Source organism: Geothermobacter ehrlichii (genome assembly GCF_008124615.1).
GTDB lineage: Bacteria > Desulfobacterota > Desulfuromonadia > Desulfuromonadales > Geothermobacteraceae > Geothermobacter > Geothermobacter ehrlichii.
This window is the reverse complement of sequence record NZ_VNIB01000003.1, coordinates 15,984-33,431: the sequence shown is the minus strand read 5'-3', so window position 1 is coordinate 33,431 and position 17,448 is coordinate 15,984. Positions and strand designations below refer to the sequence as shown.

At 64.1% G+C, this 17,448-nt stretch carries 18 protein-coding genes and 1 riboswitch; of the genes, 10 read left to right on the top strand and 8 right to left on the bottom strand.

Annotated elements, in window-relative coordinates:
• Window positions 1–20: 20 nt before the first annotated feature.
• The 6 genes from EDC39_RS04145 to EDC39_RS04120 all read left to right on the top strand — a co-directional run bounded on the left by EDC39_RS04145 (window position 21) and on the right by EDC39_RS04120 (window position 5,162).
• On the top strand, window positions 21–809 hold the full coding sequence (locus tag EDC39_RS04145) for a DUF4198 domain-containing protein (protein ID WP_148895116.1): 789 nt from the start codon (window positions 21–23) through the stop codon (window positions 807–809).
• A gap of 95 nt (window positions 810–904) precedes the next feature.
• Window positions 905–1,246, top strand: coding sequence for a carboxypeptidase-like regulatory domain-containing protein (locus tag EDC39_RS04140; protein ID WP_148895115.1), 342 nt, complete (start codon window positions 905–907; stop codon window positions 1,244–1,246).
• A complete protein-coding gene (locus EDC39_RS04135) occupies window positions 1,243–1,527 on the top strand; it encodes a hypothetical protein (RefSeq protein WP_187426641.1) in 285 nt (94 codons plus the stop codon). The genes EDC39_RS04140 and EDC39_RS04135 overlap by 4 nt, the downstream gene beginning before the upstream one ends.
• 13 nt (window positions 1,528–1,540) lie before the next feature.
• Window positions 1,541–2,164 (top strand): cobalt transporter CbiM, encoded by a 624-nt coding sequence (gene cbiM, locus EDC39_RS04130; protein WP_148895114.1) that lies wholly within the window; start codon window positions 1,541–1,543, stop codon window positions 2,162–2,164.
• A complete protein-coding gene (gene cbiQ / locus EDC39_RS04125) occupies window positions 2,161–3,084 on the top strand; it encodes a cobalt ECF transporter T component CbiQ (RefSeq protein ID WP_148895113.1) in 924 nt (307 codons plus the stop codon). The genes cbiM and cbiQ overlap by 4 nt, the downstream gene beginning before the upstream one ends.
• 251 nt (window positions 3,085–3,335) lie before the next feature.
• Complete coding sequence (locus tag EDC39_RS04120) at window positions 3,336–5,162, top strand: ABC transporter ATP-binding protein (protein WP_148895112.1); 1,827 nt, start codon at window positions 3,336–3,338, stop codon at window positions 5,160–5,162.
• A gap of 15 nt (window positions 5,163–5,177) precedes the next feature.
• Here EDC39_RS04120 and EDC39_RS04115 read toward each other — a convergent pair whose 3' ends face one another.
• Both EDC39_RS04115 and EDC39_RS04110 read right to left on the bottom strand, forming a co-directional pair.
• Window positions 5,178–6,074: a zinc metalloprotease HtpX gene (locus EDC39_RS04115; protein ID WP_148895111.1), complete on the bottom strand. Its 897-nt coding sequence runs from the start codon at window positions 6,072–6,074 to the stop codon at window positions 5,178–5,180.
• Window positions 6,075–6,228: 154 nt separating this feature from the next.
• A complete protein-coding gene (locus EDC39_RS04110; RefSeq protein WP_187426640.1) occupies window positions 6,229–7,134 on the bottom strand; it encodes a zinc ABC transporter substrate-binding protein in 906 nt (301 codons plus the stop codon).
• A gap of 127 nt (window positions 7,135–7,261) precedes the next feature.
• On the opposite strand from EDC39_RS04110, the gene EDC39_RS04105 reads away from it, so the two are divergent.
• Genes EDC39_RS04105 through EDC39_RS04095 form a run of 3 tightly spaced genes read left to right on the top strand, consistent with a single transcriptional unit; the run spans window position 7,262 to window position 9,264 of the window.
• On the top strand, window positions 7,262–7,756 hold the full coding sequence (locus EDC39_RS04105; protein WP_148895109.1) for a Fur family transcriptional regulator: 495 nt from the start codon (window positions 7,262–7,264) through the stop codon (window positions 7,754–7,756).
• Entirely contained in the window at window positions 7,749–8,489 is a 741-nt protein-coding gene (locus EDC39_RS04100; RefSeq protein WP_148895108.1) for an ATP-binding cassette domain-containing protein, read from the top strand. The genes EDC39_RS04105 and EDC39_RS04100 overlap by 8 nt, the downstream gene beginning before the upstream one ends.
• Window positions 8,482–9,264, top strand: coding sequence for an iron chelate uptake ABC transporter family permease subunit (locus tag EDC39_RS04095; RefSeq protein WP_148895107.1), 783 nt, complete (start codon window positions 8,482–8,484; stop codon window positions 9,262–9,264). Before EDC39_RS04100 ends, EDC39_RS04095 begins: the two co-directional genes overlap by 8 nt.
• A gap of 16 nt (window positions 9,265–9,280) precedes the next feature.
• Here EDC39_RS04095 and EDC39_RS04090 read toward each other — a convergent pair whose 3' ends face one another.
• The 5 genes from EDC39_RS04090 to EDC39_RS04070 all read right to left on the bottom strand — a co-directional run bounded on the left by EDC39_RS04090 (window position 9,281) and on the right by EDC39_RS04070 (window position 13,913).
• Window positions 9,281–10,036 (bottom strand): sulfite exporter TauE/SafE family protein, encoded by a 756-nt coding sequence (locus EDC39_RS04090; RefSeq protein ID WP_148895106.1) that lies wholly within the window; start codon window positions 10,034–10,036, stop codon window positions 9,281–9,283.
• 249 nt (window positions 10,037–10,285) lie between these two features.
• Window positions 10,286–11,104 (bottom strand): HesA/MoeB/ThiF family protein, encoded by an 819-nt coding sequence (locus EDC39_RS04085; protein WP_148895105.1) that lies wholly within the window; start codon window positions 11,102–11,104, stop codon window positions 10,286–10,288.
• Between the two features lies 1 nt (window position 11,105).
• The gene (locus tag EDC39_RS04080) at window positions 11,106–11,330 is read right to left on the bottom strand and encodes a MoaD/ThiS family protein (RefSeq protein ID WP_148895104.1); all 225 of its coding nucleotides are present in this window, start codon (window positions 11,328–11,330) and stop codon (window positions 11,106–11,108) included.
• A complete protein-coding gene (locus EDC39_RS04075) occupies window positions 11,327–11,938 on the bottom strand; it encodes a hypothetical protein (RefSeq protein ID WP_148895103.1) in 612 nt (203 codons plus the stop codon). Before EDC39_RS04075 ends, EDC39_RS04080 begins: the two co-directional genes overlap by 4 nt.
• A 238-nt stretch (window positions 11,939–12,176) precedes the next feature.
• Window positions 12,177–13,913, bottom strand: a complete 1,737-nt coding sequence (locus EDC39_RS04070; RefSeq protein ID WP_148895102.1) for an aldehyde ferredoxin oxidoreductase family protein — start codon at window positions 13,911–13,913, stop codon at window positions 12,177–12,179.
• 21 nt (window positions 13,914–13,934) lie between these two features.
• Window positions 13,935–14,051: riboswitch (molybdenum cofactor riboswitch) on the bottom strand.
• Between the two features lie 274 nt (window positions 14,052–14,325).
• Here EDC39_RS04070 and EDC39_RS04065 point away from each other — a divergent pair.
• On the top strand, window positions 14,326–15,645 hold the full coding sequence (locus EDC39_RS04065; protein ID WP_148895101.1) for a radical SAM/SPASM family putative metalloenzyme maturase: 1,320 nt from the start codon (window positions 14,326–14,328) through the stop codon (window positions 15,643–15,645).
• Window positions 15,646–15,774: 129 nt separating this feature from the next.
• Here EDC39_RS04065 and EDC39_RS04060 read toward each other — a convergent pair whose 3' ends face one another.
• On the bottom strand, window positions 15,775–17,355 hold the full coding sequence (locus EDC39_RS04060; RefSeq protein ID WP_246140175.1) for a cytochrome c3 family protein: 1,581 nt from the start codon (window positions 17,353–17,355) through the stop codon (window positions 15,775–15,777).
• Window positions 17,356–17,448 lie beyond the last annotated feature (93 nt).

The following is a 17,448-nucleotide window of genomic DNA, read 5'->3' as shown; positions in this document are numbered from 1 at the left end:
ACAATCACAAGGAGGAGAAAATGAAACGCCTGCTCATGATGCTGGCACTGTTGCTTGCCGCCGCCCCCTGTCACGCCCATTTCGGCACCATCGTTCCGTCCGACGATATCGTCACCCAGGATGACAGCAAGATCATCAACCTGCAGGTGAAATTCATCCACCCGATGGAGCGGCACTACATGGAAATGGCCAAGCCGAAGCAGTTCGGCGTCATGCACAACGGCAGGAAAACCGACCTGCTCGATACCCTGCGGGCAACCAAGGGCAAAAGCCCCGACCAGGATCGGGAATTTACCTTCTGGACCACCGACTTCAAGATCCGCCGTCCCGGCGACTACACCTTCTACGTCGAACCGGCCCCCTACTGGGAGCCGGCCGAAGACCTGTTCATCATCCATTACACCAAGGTCTGCGTGAACGCCCTCGGCCTGGAATCGGGCTGGGATCAGCCGATGGGGCTGGAAACCGAAATCGTTCCCCTGACCCGGCCCTACGGGCTGTGGACCGGCAACATCTTTTCCGGTCAGGTCCTGCTGAAAGGGAAACCGGTCCCTTACGCCGAGGTCGAAATCGAATACCTGAACGAATCGCCGGACAACATCAGCATCATCAACGCGCCGTCCGATCCCTACGTGACCCAGGTGATCAAGGCCGACGCCAACGGCATCTTCCATTACGCCATGCCGAAGGCCGGCTGGTGGGGATTCGCCGCCCTGAACGAAGCCGACTGGACCATGAAACACGACGGCGTGGAAAAAAACATTGAAATCGGCGCCGTCTACTGGGTCCACACCCGCGACATGAAATAAAGGATCAGAAGAAAAAACAACCTGGACAGGCCTGCCGCTGCGGATGGTCCGTTGCGGCAGGCTGGCCTCTTTTCTTTCCCTGAGAGGACAGACAGATGAAACAGCTCCAACTCAAAGGCACGCTGATTCCGGCGATGCTGCTGGTCCTGCTCTTTGCCGGCAACGCCCTGGCGCACAAGGTCAATCTGTTCGCTTACGTCGAGAACGGCAAGATTTTCACCGAAAGCTACTTCCCGGACGGGCGCCCGGTGGAGGGCGGCAAGGTGCTGGTCTACGACAGCAACGGCAAACAGCTGCTGGCAGGGACCACCAACAAGGAAGGTTTTTTCAACTTTGCGATCCCGAAGGTCGATGACCTGAAAATTGTCATAGAGGCGACCATGGGACACAGGAACAGCTTCAGGCTGAAAAAAACCGAGGTGGAGGCCGGACAATGACAGCCTGTCGCCGCATTCTGTGCTACAGTCTGCTCGCAGCCGCGATTCTTTTCGGCAGTCCGCAGCCGTTGCGGGCCGCCGAAAGCGGTTGCTCCGAAGCGGTCGCCAAAATAGACGCGCAAAATTCAAAGCTTTCCCGCGACCTGCGCCGTATCCAGCGCGAGATCGCCGCCCTGCGGGCCGACCTCGACAAACCGGGCATGCAGGAAATATTCGGGGGCATCGGTTATATCTTCGGTCTGTTCGGCGTCGCCTTTTTTGTCGCCGCACGACGCAAATAGACAGGACAAGGCCATGCACATATCGGATGGAGTCCTTCCAACGACGGTTTCGGTGGCCAGCTATGTCGTCAGCGGCGCCATCGCCGCCTGGAGCGTTCGTCGCACCCGCAATGAGCAGCTGCCCAAGATCGCCGTCGTCAGCGCCACTTTCTTCGTCGCCTCGCTGATCCACATCCCCTTCGGTCCGACCAGCGTTCATCTGTTGCTTCCGGGGCTGGTCGGCGCCCTGCTCGGACCGAGCGGTTTTCTCGCCATCATGCTCGGGCTGCTGCTGCAGAGCCTGCTCTTTCAGTTCGGCGGCCTGACGGCGCTTGGCGCCAACGCCCTGATGATGGGTCTGCCGGCCCTGTTCTGCGGCCTGATCTTCCAGACACTGAAAGGACAGGACAACAGGCGCCAGATGCTGGTCGGCGGACTGGCAGGCGGCCTCGGCACCCTGCTGGCGGCCGTTCTGCTGGCCTGCCTGCTGGCCACCGGCGGCGAGGACTTTTTCGGTGTCGCCAAGCTGGCCCTGCTCGCTCACCTGCCGGTTATCGGCATCGAGGCGGTGGTGACCGCCATCACCATCTCCTTTCTCGCCCGGGTCAAGCCGGAACTGCTGCAGGCCCCCTTCCGGGCCTCCCGGGAGGGCACGTGAATCCGGAACCGGTCACCCTGCCCGGCTGGAGCCTGGCCGGCATTCTGCTGACGCTGCTGCTGCTTGCTGCCGCCAGCGCTTTTGGCGTGCGCCGCCTGACGCGCGAATCCGGCAAACGCCGGGACGGCGAACCGGACTGGTCCCTGCCGCAGATCGACGCCGCAAACGACGGTGGATCCCCGATCCACCGCTGGGAGGTCCGCTGCAAGCTGCTCGGTCTGCTCGGTTTCGCCTTCCTCGTCGTCGCCATCGAAAACTGGCAGACGGCGGCAGCCGCCTGCGGCATCGCCGTTTCTCTGATCGTGGCGGCAGGTCTGCCCTTTGACCGCGCCCTGGCACGCCTGCTCGCCATGAGCGGCTTTCTCGGCATGTTCCTGCTGGTGATGCCCTTCTCCGCACCGGCCCACCCCGGAGACCTGCTGATCCGGTTCGATTCTCTGCCATCCCTGACCTGGAACCTGCGCGGCCTGCACCGGGCCCTGGTGATCTGTCTCAAGGCGAGCGCGGTGGCCCTGCTGATGGAGCCGCTGCTGGCGACCGCCTCGCTGACCCGCACCCTGCAGGGGCTGCGCCGGCTCGGAATGCCGGCCATCTTCGGACAGATGCTGCTTTTGGCCCATCGCTACAGCTACGTCTTTCGCCACGAGGCCTGGCGCATGGCCACCGGCATGCGCCTTCGCGGCTTCCGCCCTGGCAGCAGCCGTCGCGCGCTCGGCGCCTACGGTAATTATCTCGGCATGCTCTTCGTCCGCAGTTTCGAGCGGACCGAACGGGTCTACGACGCCATGCAGGCCCGCGGCTACCGCGACCGCTTTCCCGAACCGGAGCCGCAACCGGCCCGGGGCCGGGATCTGCTGCTGGCCGGCCTTTTTCTGCTGCTCGGCCTCGGTCTGCTGCTGGCCGACAGGTTGATTTTTTGACGCCGTGGGACCCTGTCGCAGAACGCCACGGATGCCGGCAACAGACCCCCAAAAGCGGTCTCGCGCCCGTTCGCAGTTGCTCACTCGAGACGCAGAGAAAAGCAAACAAGGAGAGAGTCTTTCGGCGTATTGCCTCTGCGGTCTTTGCGCCTTTAGCGAGAAAAACGAGCGAGCGCGAGATAATACTTTCGCCTGGGACTCATGGCGGTCCAAACCTTCAACCTTTAACCTTGCGCCTCTGACCTGAACCCATGCACGATCTCAACCGACCAGCCCCCCTGCCCAACCCGGGCGAATCCCTCTTCGCACTGCGCGGCGTGGAGTACGCCTACCCCGGCGGCTTTCAGGCCCTGCGCGGCATCGATCTCTCCGTCGCCCCCGGCGACCGGCTGGCCCTGGTCGGCCACAACGGCTCCGGCAAGACGACGCTGGTCAAGCAGCTGTGCGGGCTGCTGGCGCCCGACAGGGGCGAGGTCTTCTACAAGGGCTCTTTGCTGCGCAAAGAGCATCTGAGTCGGGCCCGGCTGGAGATCGGCCTGCTGTTCCAGGACCCGGACGACCAGCTCTTCTGCCACAGCCTGCTGGAAGATGTCGCCTTCGGCCCCCGCAACCAGGGACTGTCGGCCAGGGAGGCGGAAATCGCCGCCAAACGGGCCCTGCAGCAGGTCGATCTGCTCGATCTCGTCTACAAGCCGCCGCACGCCCTCAGCTACGGCCAGAAGAAACGCGCCGCCCTGGCCGGACTGCTGGCCATGCGCCCCGAGGTGCTGATTCTCGACGAGCCGACCGCCAATCTCGATCCCCGGCAGGAAGCGGTCTTCGTCGAACTGCTGCGCGACTACGCAGGCACCCTGATCATCATCAGTCACGACCTGCTCTTTCTCTACGAGCTCTGCGACCGGGCCGTGGTTCTCGACGCCGGCCACATCCATCACGACTACAGCATGCGCGAGCTGGTTTCCCACCGGGCCTCCCTGCGTGAACACGGCCTCGACTTCTCCTTCCGCTTCGCCGCCGAGCCCATGGAAACGGGCAGCGACCGGCCAGCGGATTCAGCCCGGAGCGAAACCGTGGCCGACCCGGAGCCGGAACCGGCGGCAAAACCGGCCGGGCGGCCGCTCATCGAACTGGAAGACTTCCATTTCAGCTATCCAGACGGCACCCGGGCCCTGCGCGGTATCGACCTGCAGATCGACCGGGGAGAACGGGTGGCCCTGGTCGGGGAGAACGGGGCCGGCAAGAGCACCCTGCTCGCCTGTCTGCTCGGCATTCACCAGGGGCGGGGAAGCTACCGCTTCGCCGGACGACCGGTCGACCGCCGCAACCTCCGCCAGCTCTGGCGGAAGATCAGCCTGGTCTTCCAGGACTGTTCGGACCAGCTGTTCTGCGCCAGCGTCTTCGACGAGGTCGCCTTCGGTCCGCGGCAACTGGGCTACAGCGAGCTGGAGGTCGAACGAAGGGTCGGTGAAGCCCTGGCCAAGGTCAGGCTGCAGGGTTTCGAGAAGCGGATTCCGCTGAAACTTTCCGGCGGCGAACGCAAACGCCTTGCCCTGGCCAGCGTACTGGCGCTCGATCCGGAGGTGCTGGTGCTCGACGAACCGACCGCGGGGCTCGATCCCCAGGGCGAAGAGCTGCTGCTCGACATCCTGCGCCAGCTCGACTGCACCCTGCTGCTGGTCACCCACGACATGTTCTTCGTGCGCAACCTGACCTCACGCACGCTGGTCATGCACAAGGGAACGATTCTGCGCGACCTGCCGACCGGGGCCTTTCTCGATGCCAGCGACCTGGCCTCACTCAACGGCCTCGACTACACCTACCGCGATCGCTGCGCCCTGGAGATCCGCCAGCTGCAACATGTGCATGAGCATTCCCACCGCCACCGGCATCTGCACGAGCATGAACACCGGCACGGCGACCTGGTGCACTGCCATCCCCACGAGCACGAGCACGAACACAGCCACAGCTTCGTGCACCGGCACGACGCCGACGACCGGCACGAGCATCCGCCGACACGGCTCTATCACGATCACGAGCATCCCGACCACGACCGGGAACCGCACGACCACGAACACTGAGCCGGCAGCACCAGGTCAGGCCGGGTGGACGATGCGGCCGCCGATACGTCCCGGACAGCTCACCTCCGACAGTCGCCGGATACGTTCCTCCGTCGGCGGATGGGTCCGCAGCAGGTAGGGGAGGTCGCCGGGAGCCGGTCCGAGCATCCGGCGCCAGAAGGAGCGTTCCCGCCATTCGAGCCGCGCCAGAGCCCTTGCCAGTCCCTCGGGATCGCCGGTCAGCATGACGGCGGTCAGGTCGGCATCGAATTCCCGCACCCGCGACAGGCCCCGCTGCAGCAGGGTCGACAGGTAGGGCGCCGCCAGCAGGAGCGACAGCGCCGTCCAGTTGATCTGCACCTGGCCGGCCAGGGCCCGCGGCAGGTTGAACAGCACCAGCAAGAGCCCCAGGCCCGCCAGCAGACCGGTGATCTGCTCGCTCCAGCCGGCCAGGGCCATCAGGCGCAGGTCGCGGTTGCGGATGTGGCTGATTTCGTGCGCCAGCACACCGGCCAGTTCCCTCTGGTCGAGGGTCTGCAGCAGGCCGGAGGTGACCGCCACGGCGGCGTCCCGCGAATCGCCGACGGCAAAGGCGTTGACCATCGGGGTCTGCAGCAGGTAGAGCGCGGGGATCTGCTCCAGCTCCGCCCGGATCGCCAGCTCCTCGACCAGCCGGTAAAGCTGCGGCGCCTCGAAGGGTGACAGCGGGCGGGCCCGGTAAAAACGCATCACCAGCCGCGGCGAAATCCTGACCCCGATCAGCAGAACCAGAAAAACCGCCGGCACCAGCACCAGCAGGCCGTCCCGCCCCCAGAGCAGCCATTCCGCCAGCGCCGGTATCGCCACCGTGCAGGCGAGCAGCAGCAGGGAGTGCAGCCGGTTGCGCAGCAGGTTGTAAAGCCAGGCATGGCCATCGATACGCCAGGCGGTCATTGTCTCTCCTCCCCCTCGCTGTGGGTTCTTCGCTATCCAGCGGGAGAAGAAACACAAACCGTGCCGAAGCAAACTGCCGAAATTGCGCCCTTTTCGGACGGACAAAACGCTTCGGCGACGTCGCCGGCGACAGGAATGCGACAGGCCGTGTCCTTTAGTTGGACAAGCAGGAGACCAGCCCGTCGCCAAGGCCGGCCAGCAGGTCGAGGTAGGAAGCACCGGAGACGGGACGATCCACTCCGAGCGGATCGAGCTGTCCGTGACGGAGTGCCAGCCCCTCGGTCAGCACCCGCAGCAGTTTCGGCTCGAACTGCGGCTCGCTGAACACGCAGACGGCACCACTCCGCCGCAGCAGGTCGCGCAGTTCGCGCAGGCGGCGCGCCCCAGGCGGCCGGTCGGGATGAATGGCCAGGGCTCCCAGCGGCTCGAGGCCGAACGCGCGCTCGAAATACTGGTAGGCATCGTGAAAGACCAGGTACTTTTTCGTGCGCACCGCTGCCAGGCGGTCGGAAAGACCTTGCTGCAGCGCCGCAATCCACCCGGCCAGCCGCTCGGCCCGCCGCCGGTAGTCCGTCCCGTTCTCTGGATCGATTCCGGCCAGCCGCTCGGCCAGGGCCAGCACCAGCAGGCGGGCATTGTCCGGATCAAGCCAGAGATGGGGGTCGATGTCGCCATCTTCGTCATGCTCCACCGCCTCGTGCCGCCAGGCACCCCCCCGCCGGGCCGGCAGCAACCGCACTCCGGACAGGGAGCCGAAGGTCAGCAGCCTCTCCTCCGGCAAAGAGGCGAGGTGCCGGACAAGAAAGTTTTCCAGCTGCGGCCCCACCCAGACCACCAGGTCGGCAGCGGCCAGGGCCCGCATCTGCGATGGCCGCAGGGTGAAGCTGTGCGGCGAAGCCCCACCGGGCAGCAGCAGTTCGACCCGCGAAGGGTCGCCGACAACCCCTGCCGCCAGATCGGCCAGCGGCTTGAGACTCGCCACCAGCTTCGGAGCCGCGAAAACCGGGCTCGCTGTCAACAGACAGCAGACGAAAAAAACCACCATGCGGATCATCGGCATCGGCCTCCCGGTGCAGAAACGGAACAACGTCCCGGGCGAAATCTTTTCCGCCGCCCGGGTTATGTTATAATATAGCACGTTCGTCCTGGCCGACCAACCCGGCCGCCAAGTCCACCGGGAGGAAAACATGCCGGCAGGATGCCGCTCCATACCCTTTTCGCCGGACCACGACCACGGCGACTGTGTCCGCCAGGCTCTCGACCGGGCGGAGCAGGTCTGTCGCGCCCGGGGCGCCCGCCTGACTCCGCTACGGCGGCGGGTTCTCGAACTGCTCTGGCAGAGCCACCGGCCGGTGGGGGCCTACGATCTGCTCGCCCGCCTGCAGCGGGAAGGGAGGGCGGCGCCACCGACCGTTTACCGCACCCTCGACTTTCTGCTCCGACTCGGCCTGGTTCACCGCATCGCCTCGCTCAACGCCTGGATCGGCTGTTGCCGGCCGGATGAACCCCACAGCGGCCAGTTTCTCATCTGCCGCTCCTGCAACGCCCTGGACGAACTCAACGTCAGCCAGGTGGACGATTCCATCCGCAACGCTTCGCAGCGAGCCGGGTTCATCGTCGAGGAGCAGACCGTGGAAATCTTCGGCCTCTGTCACCACTGCCGGGAGGCGAACCATGACTGAAGCGACGGACCGCCTCCTGCTCGGGCTCGAAGATGTCAGCTACCAGGCCAAGGATCGCCTGTTGATCGATCGGGTCAGCCTGCAGGTGAGGCGGGGCGAGATCCTGACCATCATCGGCCCCAACGGCGCCGGCAAGACCACCCTGCTGAAGCTGGCCCTCGGCCTGCTGCCGCCATCCGCCGGCAGGGTCCGCCGCGCGCCGGGGCTGCGCGTCGGCTACATGCCGCAGCGGCTGGCCATCGATCCCAGCTTTCCCCTGACTGCCCGCCGCTTCCTCTCGCTGGCCGGGCCGACCGCGCCCGGCAGCCGGCGGAAGATTCTGGCCGAGGTGGGCCTGCAGCAGCAGATCGACCACCAGATCAGCCATCTTTCAGGGGGCGAGCTGCAGCGGCTGCTGCTGGCCCGCGCCCTGCTGCGCGACCCGGAACTGCTGGTGCTCGACGAACCGGCCCAGGGCATCGACGTCCACGGGCAGGCCGAGCTCTACCGGCTGCTGGCCGACATCCGCCGGCAGCGCGGCTGCGGCATCCTGCTGGTTTCGCACGATCTGCACCTGGTGATGGCGGCGACCGACCAGGTTCTCTGCCTCAACCGCCACATCTGCTGTTCCGGCAGCCCCGAATCGGTCGCCCGGACGGGGGAATTTCTCGAACTGTTCGGACCGGCGGCCAGCCGTAGCCTGGCCATCTACAGCCACGAAACGGACCACCATCGGGACCATCGCCATGGATGATTTCATGCTGCGGGCTCTGGCCGGCGGACTGGGTGTCGCCCTGGTCGCCGGGCCCTACGGATCCTTCATCGTCTGGCGGCGCCTGGCCTATTTCGGCGACACCCTGGCCCACGCCGCCCTGCTCGGCATCGCCGGCGCCCTCTTTTTCGACCTGGCGCCGCTGGCCGGCGTGACCTCCGTCTGCCTGCTGCTCGCCCTGCTTCTCTTCCTGCTGCAGCGCCAGGGACGGCTGGCCGGCGACACACTGCTCGGCATTCTCAGCCACACCGCCCTGGCTCTCGGCCTGGTGGTCCTCTCCTTCATGGAAGAGGTCCGGGTCGACCTGCTCGGCTACCTGTTCGGCGACATTCTCGCCACCTCGGGAAGAGATCTGTGGTGGATCTATCTCGGCGGCGGGACGGCCCTGCTGCTCCTCTGGCGGCTCTGGCGGCCCCTGCTCTGCCTGACCGCCGATGAGGACCTGGCGCGGGTGGAAGGCGTACGGGTCGACCTGGTCAAGGCCCTCTTTCTGCTGATGCTGGCCCTGGTGGTGGCGATCCTGATGAAGATCGTCGGCCTGATCCTGGTCACCGCCCTGCTGATCATCCCCGCCGCCGCGGCCCGACAGTGGACGGCCTCGCCCGAAAGCATGGGCGCGGCCGCCTCCGTCATCGGCATGCTGGCGGTGGCCGGCGGGCTGACCGCCTCCTGGCACTGGGACACGCCCGCCGGCCCGTCAATCGTCCTGACGGCGGGAGGCCTCTTTCTGCTCTCCCTGCTACGCCGCCGGCGATGAGATAAAATCAGGGATATCAGGGAAAGAGCAGCAGCTTCAGGGCAAAGGCCAGCACCGTGGCGGTGACCACCTTCTTGATCCAGTCGTGCCCCTTGGCCACCGCCAGTTTCGGCCCGATGGTGCCGCCGAGGGAATTGCCGACGGCCAGCGCCAGGCCGAGGGGCCAGTTGACCTGCCCGTGCCAGAGAAAGACCCCGAGGGCGATGAAGGTGTAGCAGAAGATGACGAACACCTTCACTGCGTTGATGCGCACCAGGTCGAGCCCGTGCACCAGCAGGGCGGTGATGACCAGAAACCCGACCCCCGCCTGGACGAAACCGCCGTAGACGCCGACGCCGAAAAAGCTGATCACCAGCACCAGCTTGCGCCAGAAGCCGAAGGCGACCTGTTGCCGCCGGATCCGCTTCATCGGGTCGAGGGCGGTGAAAACCATCACCCCGATCATGATCAGCGCCAGGATGCGCTTGAACAGCAGGTCGTCGAGGCTGATCGCCAGATTCGCCCCCACCCAGCTGCCGAGCAGCGCCGGCGGTGTGCAGAGCAGGGCCAGCTGTAGCGGCAGCATCCCCTTCTGCTGAAAGCCGCGGATGGCGAAGATGTTCTGGCAGAAGATGGCAATGCGGTTGGTGCCGTTGGCCATCGCTCCGGGCAGGCCCATGAAGATCAGCAGCGGCAGGGTCAGGAGCGAACCGCCGCCGGCCAGAACGTTGAGGATGCCGGCAATCACGCCGACGACAAACAGCAGGGGAAGTTGCCAGAGGTAGGGATCCATCTTTTCAACAGCCTTTGTCTGTTCCCAAACGAGTTCCGGACGGATTTCGCTGCACCTTAAACCCGAAGCGGCGGTTTGGCAAGCAAGCTTTCTCGTGAATCCCGGCAACTCAAACCAAAGGGAACGGATCCCGGTCAGAGTGCATCGTAGCGATCTTGCTCCTGGCCGTACGACCCGGACAAGGGCACGATCCACGCTCGTGTCACCCTTCGACAGCACGCCCCGCTTCGCGGCAAGCCATCTTCCTGGTCAGAACTCGATTTCGTCGATCTCCATGTCGAAAACGTTGAAGACCAGCTGCCGGTGCCGCAGCAGCCGCCCCTGCCGCAGCAGAATCTTGCAGACCTCGCTCACCTGCAGGCTGGCGGCCAGGGCCGGGGTGAAGGAGGGGTTGCCGAGCTGCGCCTCGATCCCCTTGCCACCCTGCCAGTGGCGATAGATCTTCTTCAGCGTCCGATCGCCGGGAAGCACCGTCGTCACATGGCCGTACCAGCCGGCGATGGCGCCGTGCACCAGCGGCAGCTGCAGCTTTTCGCAGACTTCCTCGATCTCCAGGCGCGCGCTGACGTTGTCGACCGCATCGACCACGCATGAGACTCCGGCCAGCAGCCTGGCGCCGTTGGAGCCGTCCAGCAACACCTGTCGCGGCTCAAGGGTGACGGCCGGGTTGATCTCGGCTATCCGCTCGGCGGCGATTTCGACCTTGGCCCGCCCCAGATGGCGCGGCGCCGAAAGGAGCTGTCGGTTGAGATTGTTCTCCTCGAAGACATCGTTGTCGATGACGACAAGCGTTCCGACGCCGAGCCGGGCCAGCTGCTCGAGGATGTAGCCGCCCAGTCCACCGGCGCCGACCACCGCCACCTTGCTGGCAAACAGCCGGCGTTGCTGCTCGACCGAAATCATCTGCCGGTTTCGCTGGTAGCGCGCCGGCAGCAGGCCGTTGTCAAGAATGACGGCCTCGACTTCGGCGATGCTCAGGCCGAACCGCTCGGCCGCCTCGAGCTGACAGCGCCAGGCGATCAGCCCGGCATCAGCCCGCTCACGGAGATAGTCCTGCAAACTGTCCATCTCAGCCTCCGCCGACCAGGGGAAAGATGGCGAGCGTCTCTCCATCGGCGAGCACCCGGTCGAGATCGACATGCCGGCTGTTGACCAGCAGGATACCGAGCTGCTCGCGGGGAAGCTCCAACGCGTCGACCACCTGCTTCACGGTTGTCCCTTCCGGATACTCCCGGGTCTCGATCTCGAACCGGCCGCGCCGGAAGGTCGCAAAGAGCTTGACGGTAATCTTCATGGTCTCTCGTCTCCGAAATGAACCCTGAGCTGCAGCAGACACCCGCTCGCCTGTCCCTGCAGCTTGTCTTTCAGCTTTCCGACCGACATCCGGCGGCCTTCCAGCCAACAATCCGGCTCAGGAAAGGGTTCCGCCTGCCCGGCCAGCAGCTCACAGCAGCGCTCCGCCGCGAGCAGAATGCCCCGCCGCAGAATCCGCGGCGCCAGCTCCGGCAGCAGCAGGTTGAACAGCTTCAGGTGGATTCGCCCCCGCCTGGCTTCGGGAACCCGCTCCGGATTGCGGTAGGTGATGCCGTCGCGCAATCCGGCCAGCCGCCCGCCCCGGCGCATGGTTGCCCCGACCAGACCGGGCATCGCCCCGGAGAGGGCCAGAATGGCGCCATCACCAACCAGGGCAGCGGCCGCATCGTCGACCACCTGGTGATTCAGGAAGATGGTGCTGATCCGGCTGGCCTGATAATCGCCGGGAATGCCGAACTGCCTGGCCAGCAGCTCGCGAACGCTGCAACCGACCTCCAGCTCCAGCTCGACCCCCTCCTGCAGCAGCGGAAAGAAGATCGTCTCCTGCCCCGGCGCCAGCTGCAGCTCGAGAGAGAGTCTGTCGGACATTCCCCTTCCTTTATTCCAAATCGTTTGCCGCCAGAACATCCAGGCGGCCACCAGAAAGGTCAAAATCCATTTAACGCTGAGATGGAGAGGCGCAGAGGCGGAGAAAAAAACAAATCTTCGTTTGGTTTCAAAACCAAAATCGAGTTTTGTTTCCTCTGCGTTCTCTCCATCTCTGCACCCTCCGGCAAAAACCACGGACGTGGGCGGAGGCCGCAAGCGACCTCCCCCGTTTATCGACCTACCAGTTGAAAACCGAGTCCAGCTCCTTGTCGGACACCGAAAAGGTCTGGTTGTGCGGCGCGATCGGATCGGTGTAGAAGAAGCGCGGCAGGCGGTCGTCGGCGTTGGTGAATCCGGCCCGCCGGTTGAACTCGCGCTCCGCGGAAAGGATTTTCTTGCCCAGTTCGGCCACTCCGTCGGCGGTCAGCTCGGTGCCGTAGAAGGCATTGATCATGTCGAGAAACGCCTGGAAGGTCTCTTCCTGATCGAGGATCGCGAAGGCGATGAACAGACACATGCCGGTCGAATCGATGGCCGCGGTGGCGATCTGCAGGTTGCGGGAAAGCTCGACCTGGCCTTCGGTGCCCAGCGGGTCGACATCCCCGCCGACCTTCAGGATGTTGGTCGCGATCGCATAGCCGGCGGTGTGATCGGCCCCCATGGTGGTGGTGGCGTAAGTGACGCCGATCCCCTGGATCGGCCGCGGGTCGTAAGCCGGAATCGCCTGGTTCTTGACCACCGGCACCTTTTCGACCCCGAAAACCTTGCCGGTAACCGCCGCTCCGCTGCCGAGGATGCGGCCGAGGGGCGTTCCCTTGCCGACCTCTTCCAGCAGCCTGATGGCGGCCTCGCCGTCACCGAACTCGGCCAGCCCGGCCTGCATGGCGATGCCTATGGTCACGCCCATTTCGATGGTATCGAGTCCGAAATTGTCGTCCATGTAGTCGAGCCTGGCCACGACATCGAGATCATCGATGCCGCAGTGGCCGCCGTGGGACCAGACGGTCTCGTACTCGGGCTGCTTGGTGAGGTAGTTGCCGTCCTTGTCGTTGAAGATGCCGGAGCACTGGATCACGCAGCCGCGATGGCAGCCGTGGGTGGCGACCCCGCCGCGTTTGATCTCCAGCTCGGCCAGGGCCTCGCCGCTCAGTCTGGCGCCGCCTTCGAACACGCCCGAAGAGAAGTTGCGGGTCGGATAGCCGCCGGCTTCGTTGAGCACGTTGGTCAGCACGTTGGTTCCGTAGGCCGGCAGGCCTTCGCCGGTTACCGGGTGCTTGCGCAGCCCCTCGACGAACTTGCGGTTGGCATCGCGGAAGGCCTCCGGATTTTTCGGCGCCCGGGGCTTCTGCCCGGCGTCATCGAGGACAATAGCCTTCACCCTTTTCGAACCCATGACCGCACCGACGCCGCCGCGACCGCAGTGACGGGTGGGACGCAGCTCCGGATCGGTGCAGGCAATGGAGGCAGCGAGCATCAGCCGCTCGCCGGCCGAACCGATCGACATGTAGGCCACCTTGTCGCCGTACTCGCCGCGCAGCTTTTCGATCAGAGGATAGTTGTCGAGCAGTTTCAGGCTGTTATCGACCTCGACCCGCACCTCGTCCGGGGTGACGATGATCTTGTAGAGATCGTCCCCGGCCGGCTTGCCCTCGATAACGATGGCGGCGTAACCGATCCGCGCCAGCACCTGGGCGGCCTGGCCGCCGGCATTCGACTCCTTGATGGTGCCGGTCAGCGGACTCTTGCAGCCGACCGAAAGCCGCCCGGTCATGGCCCCGGTCGAACCGCTCAACATGCCGGGCGCAATCACCAGCTTGTTCTCGGCCCCTAGGGGATGGCAGAGAGGATCGACCTCCCTGCTGACGATCAGTGAGGTAATCGCCCGTCCGCCGAGACCGGCATATTCTCCGACCGGCTCGGTCGTGACTTTCGGACCACCTTCCGCCCCCATGTCGATTCTGACGATCTTGTCCATTTACAACTCTCCTTTGACGCTAAAAAGACCAGTCCCTCTCCTTTCCACCAGGGAGGCGGAGCCGTTTCCGGCCCAACCCATCGGCCCTTCGCCATAGGCAATCCCCTTAGGCAGCCGGGCTCGGAGTCAAACTCTCTTTACATGGGTGTTGAAAAACGTAATGAGGGCGGGCAAGACAAGGCGAAAACGGCTGACAAAGCGCAGTTTACATACCAGTAAATGAGCATTTTGAGGCCGTTTTCAACACCGTATCGCCAACCGCAACAGTTTTCAACAACCTATTAAAGCATGAACAAAACACAAGCATACCTTGAAAATGAGATTTGGCACCTTCGTCGATTAAAATTCCCGCTCTTTACTCAGCGGACCTACCTCCGGCATACTGAGATCTCTCCCGCAGCAAGGAGCACCGATGTCGTTTTCGAATCCCCGCCAGACACAGCCGCCCCCCGCTTTTCGCGACCATCCCGGCAAGCTGTTCGTCGAGCTCACCTCGCACTGCAACCTCGGCTGCGCCATGTGCGTCAAGCAGGCCCCGGGTGGCCGGATCCAGGAGGGGGAGATGAGCGCCGAGACCTTCAGCGCACTGCTGCCGGCCATGAAGCAGCTGGAGGCGCTGGTCCTGAACGGCATCGGCGAATCGCTGCTGCATCCCCGGATCGACGAGTTCATCCGCCTGGCCCGCCGGCAGATGCCCGAACACGGCTGGATCGGCTTTCAGAGCAACGGGCTGCTGCTCGACGAAGCGCGCGCCCGATCCCTGGCGGCGGCCGGCATCGATCGAATCTGCCTGTCGGTCGACGCCAGCTCGCCCGAGGCTTTTCGCACCCTGCGCCAGGGGGGCGAGCTGCAGGCGGTCGAACGGGCCTTCGCCGCCCTGCGGGCCGCGCGGACCGAACGCCCCGGCCTTGCGATCGGCATCGAGTTCGTGCTGATGCGGCAGAATCTCCACCTGCTCTGCGACACCCTGCGCTGGGCCGCCGCCCGGGGGGCGAGCTTCGCTCTGGTCAGCCATCTGCTTCCCTATGACGAAAGCAGCCGCGGCGAGAGCCTCTATCCCGACTGCACCGAAGCGGCCCTGGAGCTGTTCGACCGCTGGCGGCAACGGGGAAAGGCCCAGGGAATCGACATCGAGCGCTACCACCGGGTCGCCTTCAAATTCTCCCGCAGCGTGGATGAGCAGCGGGTCGTCGATCTGGTCGAGGGGATGAAGGCCGAGGCGGAAGAGAAGGGGGTCTTTTTCGATCTGAAAAAGCTGCTGCAAATCGACCGGGCCCTGCTCGACCGGGTGGCCGCCATCTTCCGAAAAGCCGAACGGCTCGCCGCCGAACTCGGCCTCGACCTCGAGCTGCCGGAGATCATCCCCAGAGCCCTGCGCCGCTGTGATTTTATCGAAGACGGCAGCGCCTTCATCAGCTGGGACGGCAAGGTGCATCCCTGCTATTTTCTCTGGCACAGCTACCGCTGCCACGCCAGCGGCTGGGAGCAGCAGGTCCAGGCGCGCAGCTTCGGCCGGGTCGGCGAACAGAACCTGCTGCAGATCTGGAACAGCGCCGAATTCCGCGCCTTCCGCCACAGTGTGCTCGATTACGACCATCCCTTCTGCTACGCCTGCACCCTGGCCCCCTGCGACTATATCCAGACCGACAATTTCGAGCACGACTGCCACCTGCGGACCGAGCCCTGCGGCAGCTGCCTGTGGTGCATGGGCCTGTTCCGGTGCCTCAGATAGCGCCCTTCCTCGCCGGCCGCCAAAAAGGACGCGGCCTGCCATCAAAAGGAGGAATCTCTACCGGACATCACTCATCGAGATAGAGGTCAAAACCTCCGAAGTTGGATTAAACCATCAGTACATGGTGGTTTAGTCCAATGTTGCCAGCATCTCTTTGGCTTTGGCCAGGTTATGAACAGCAATCGCACGGATGCGAACAATATCCTTGCCTTCTGGCATCTGTTCAAGCTTGCGGAGAAAAGCCTGAAGCTCCTCGTGGTTTCCCTTGTACTTGGCTTCATCAAAGGGAATGGAGAAGTCGATCCCCTTCACGTTCCAGGCCTCGGGGAAAAACTTGAAGGGGGCAAAATCCTCCACCCGGCGTTTGTTCTTCGGCTTGATTTCGGTGGTCTTGATATCCAGGAAACGCATCCCTTCGGCATCGGCAACCAGCGTGTAGCTGCCGCGGAAGGGTTCCGCTACATCCTTCTTGCTGGCGTAAACGAACTCGGAATGGGAAACCTGGCTCTTTGAAGCATGACAGCTTTCACAGCTGCGGGCCGCACCCAGGGCGTGGCTCATCTTGTCCATCTGGATCCAGAGCAGAGCCTTGTTGTTGCCGGGCAGGTCGCTGCGGGTGCCGTTGATGATGAAGGCGTCGTTGACATCGGTCAACTCGCGTGCCACTTCAAAGGCCTCCGGTTCACCCAGCTGGGTCTTGCCCTGAATGGTCCGCCTGGGGATGGCCCGGAAACGCAGACCCGACGGCTCGACGTCATCTTTCTGGTTCAAGACCGCCATGGGAAAGGGTTTGACCGGAATCCACCGGCCGGCCGGATTCTTGATCAGGGTCGGCAGATCGCGACTGCCGTAATACTCCTTGTGCTTGGCGTAGGGCGTCTCCACTCCGGCGACATTGCCCGGCCCCCAGAAAGTGAACTGATAGCCGCCAACGGCCTGGATGTGACAGGAAGCGCAATCGACATTTGAATGTTCCGAGCTTTGGACCGCCTCGACGATTTCCTGGTGACATTCATTGCAGGAGTTACGTGCCTCGTCACTGGCCAGATGTCCGAACCGGTGATTGGTCACATTGTGACAGTCGAGGCAACCAACCCCGTTTTGGACATGAACCCCCGGCGGCAAATCCTTGGGAAACGCGTATTCACCACGCATGTATCCCGCCCCCCGGCGTCGATCCATGGGCCCGGCATGGCAGATTGTGGCCCGGCCGCCTCCGTAACAGGACGGGGTTTCCGGCCGTCCGAACAGGTGACGGCCTTCTCCTTTGTAGGGTTTGAAATGACAGTCATTGCAGCCCGCATGGCACTTGTTGCACTGGCGATCGATGGCGGCATTCTGCCGGGCACTGTAAGGGACCGCCGTCTGCTCCGCGAGACGCTCAAAGTTATCGCCGAACCAGGCGCCGCAGTTCTGTGGCCCGGGCAGCCCTTCGGTAAAGCTCTGGAAGGCCCGCTGGTGCTTCAGCAGCCCCTTGGCGGAGCTGTTGTAATCATTTACCTCCTGGGCGTGACACTTGCCGCAGGTACTCTCGGCTATCTTGGGTGAATAGGCGAAGGTCTTCGGGTCGCGGTCATGGTAATAGAGACCCAGCACCTTTTTAACGCCCGCCTTCTTCAGGGTCTCCTTGGCGGGCTTGGGCAGCATGGCGGAAAGCTGGCTGGGGCCGCTCGGTTCAAGGGGGACAAGGCCAACCACACTGCGGTCCAACGCCTCTCCCTTAACGGTTTTCCCCACAGCCATCAGGAACGGTTTCAACAGACCCTGGTGGGCAAGATCCTTGTCCCCGGTCTGGGCATTTCC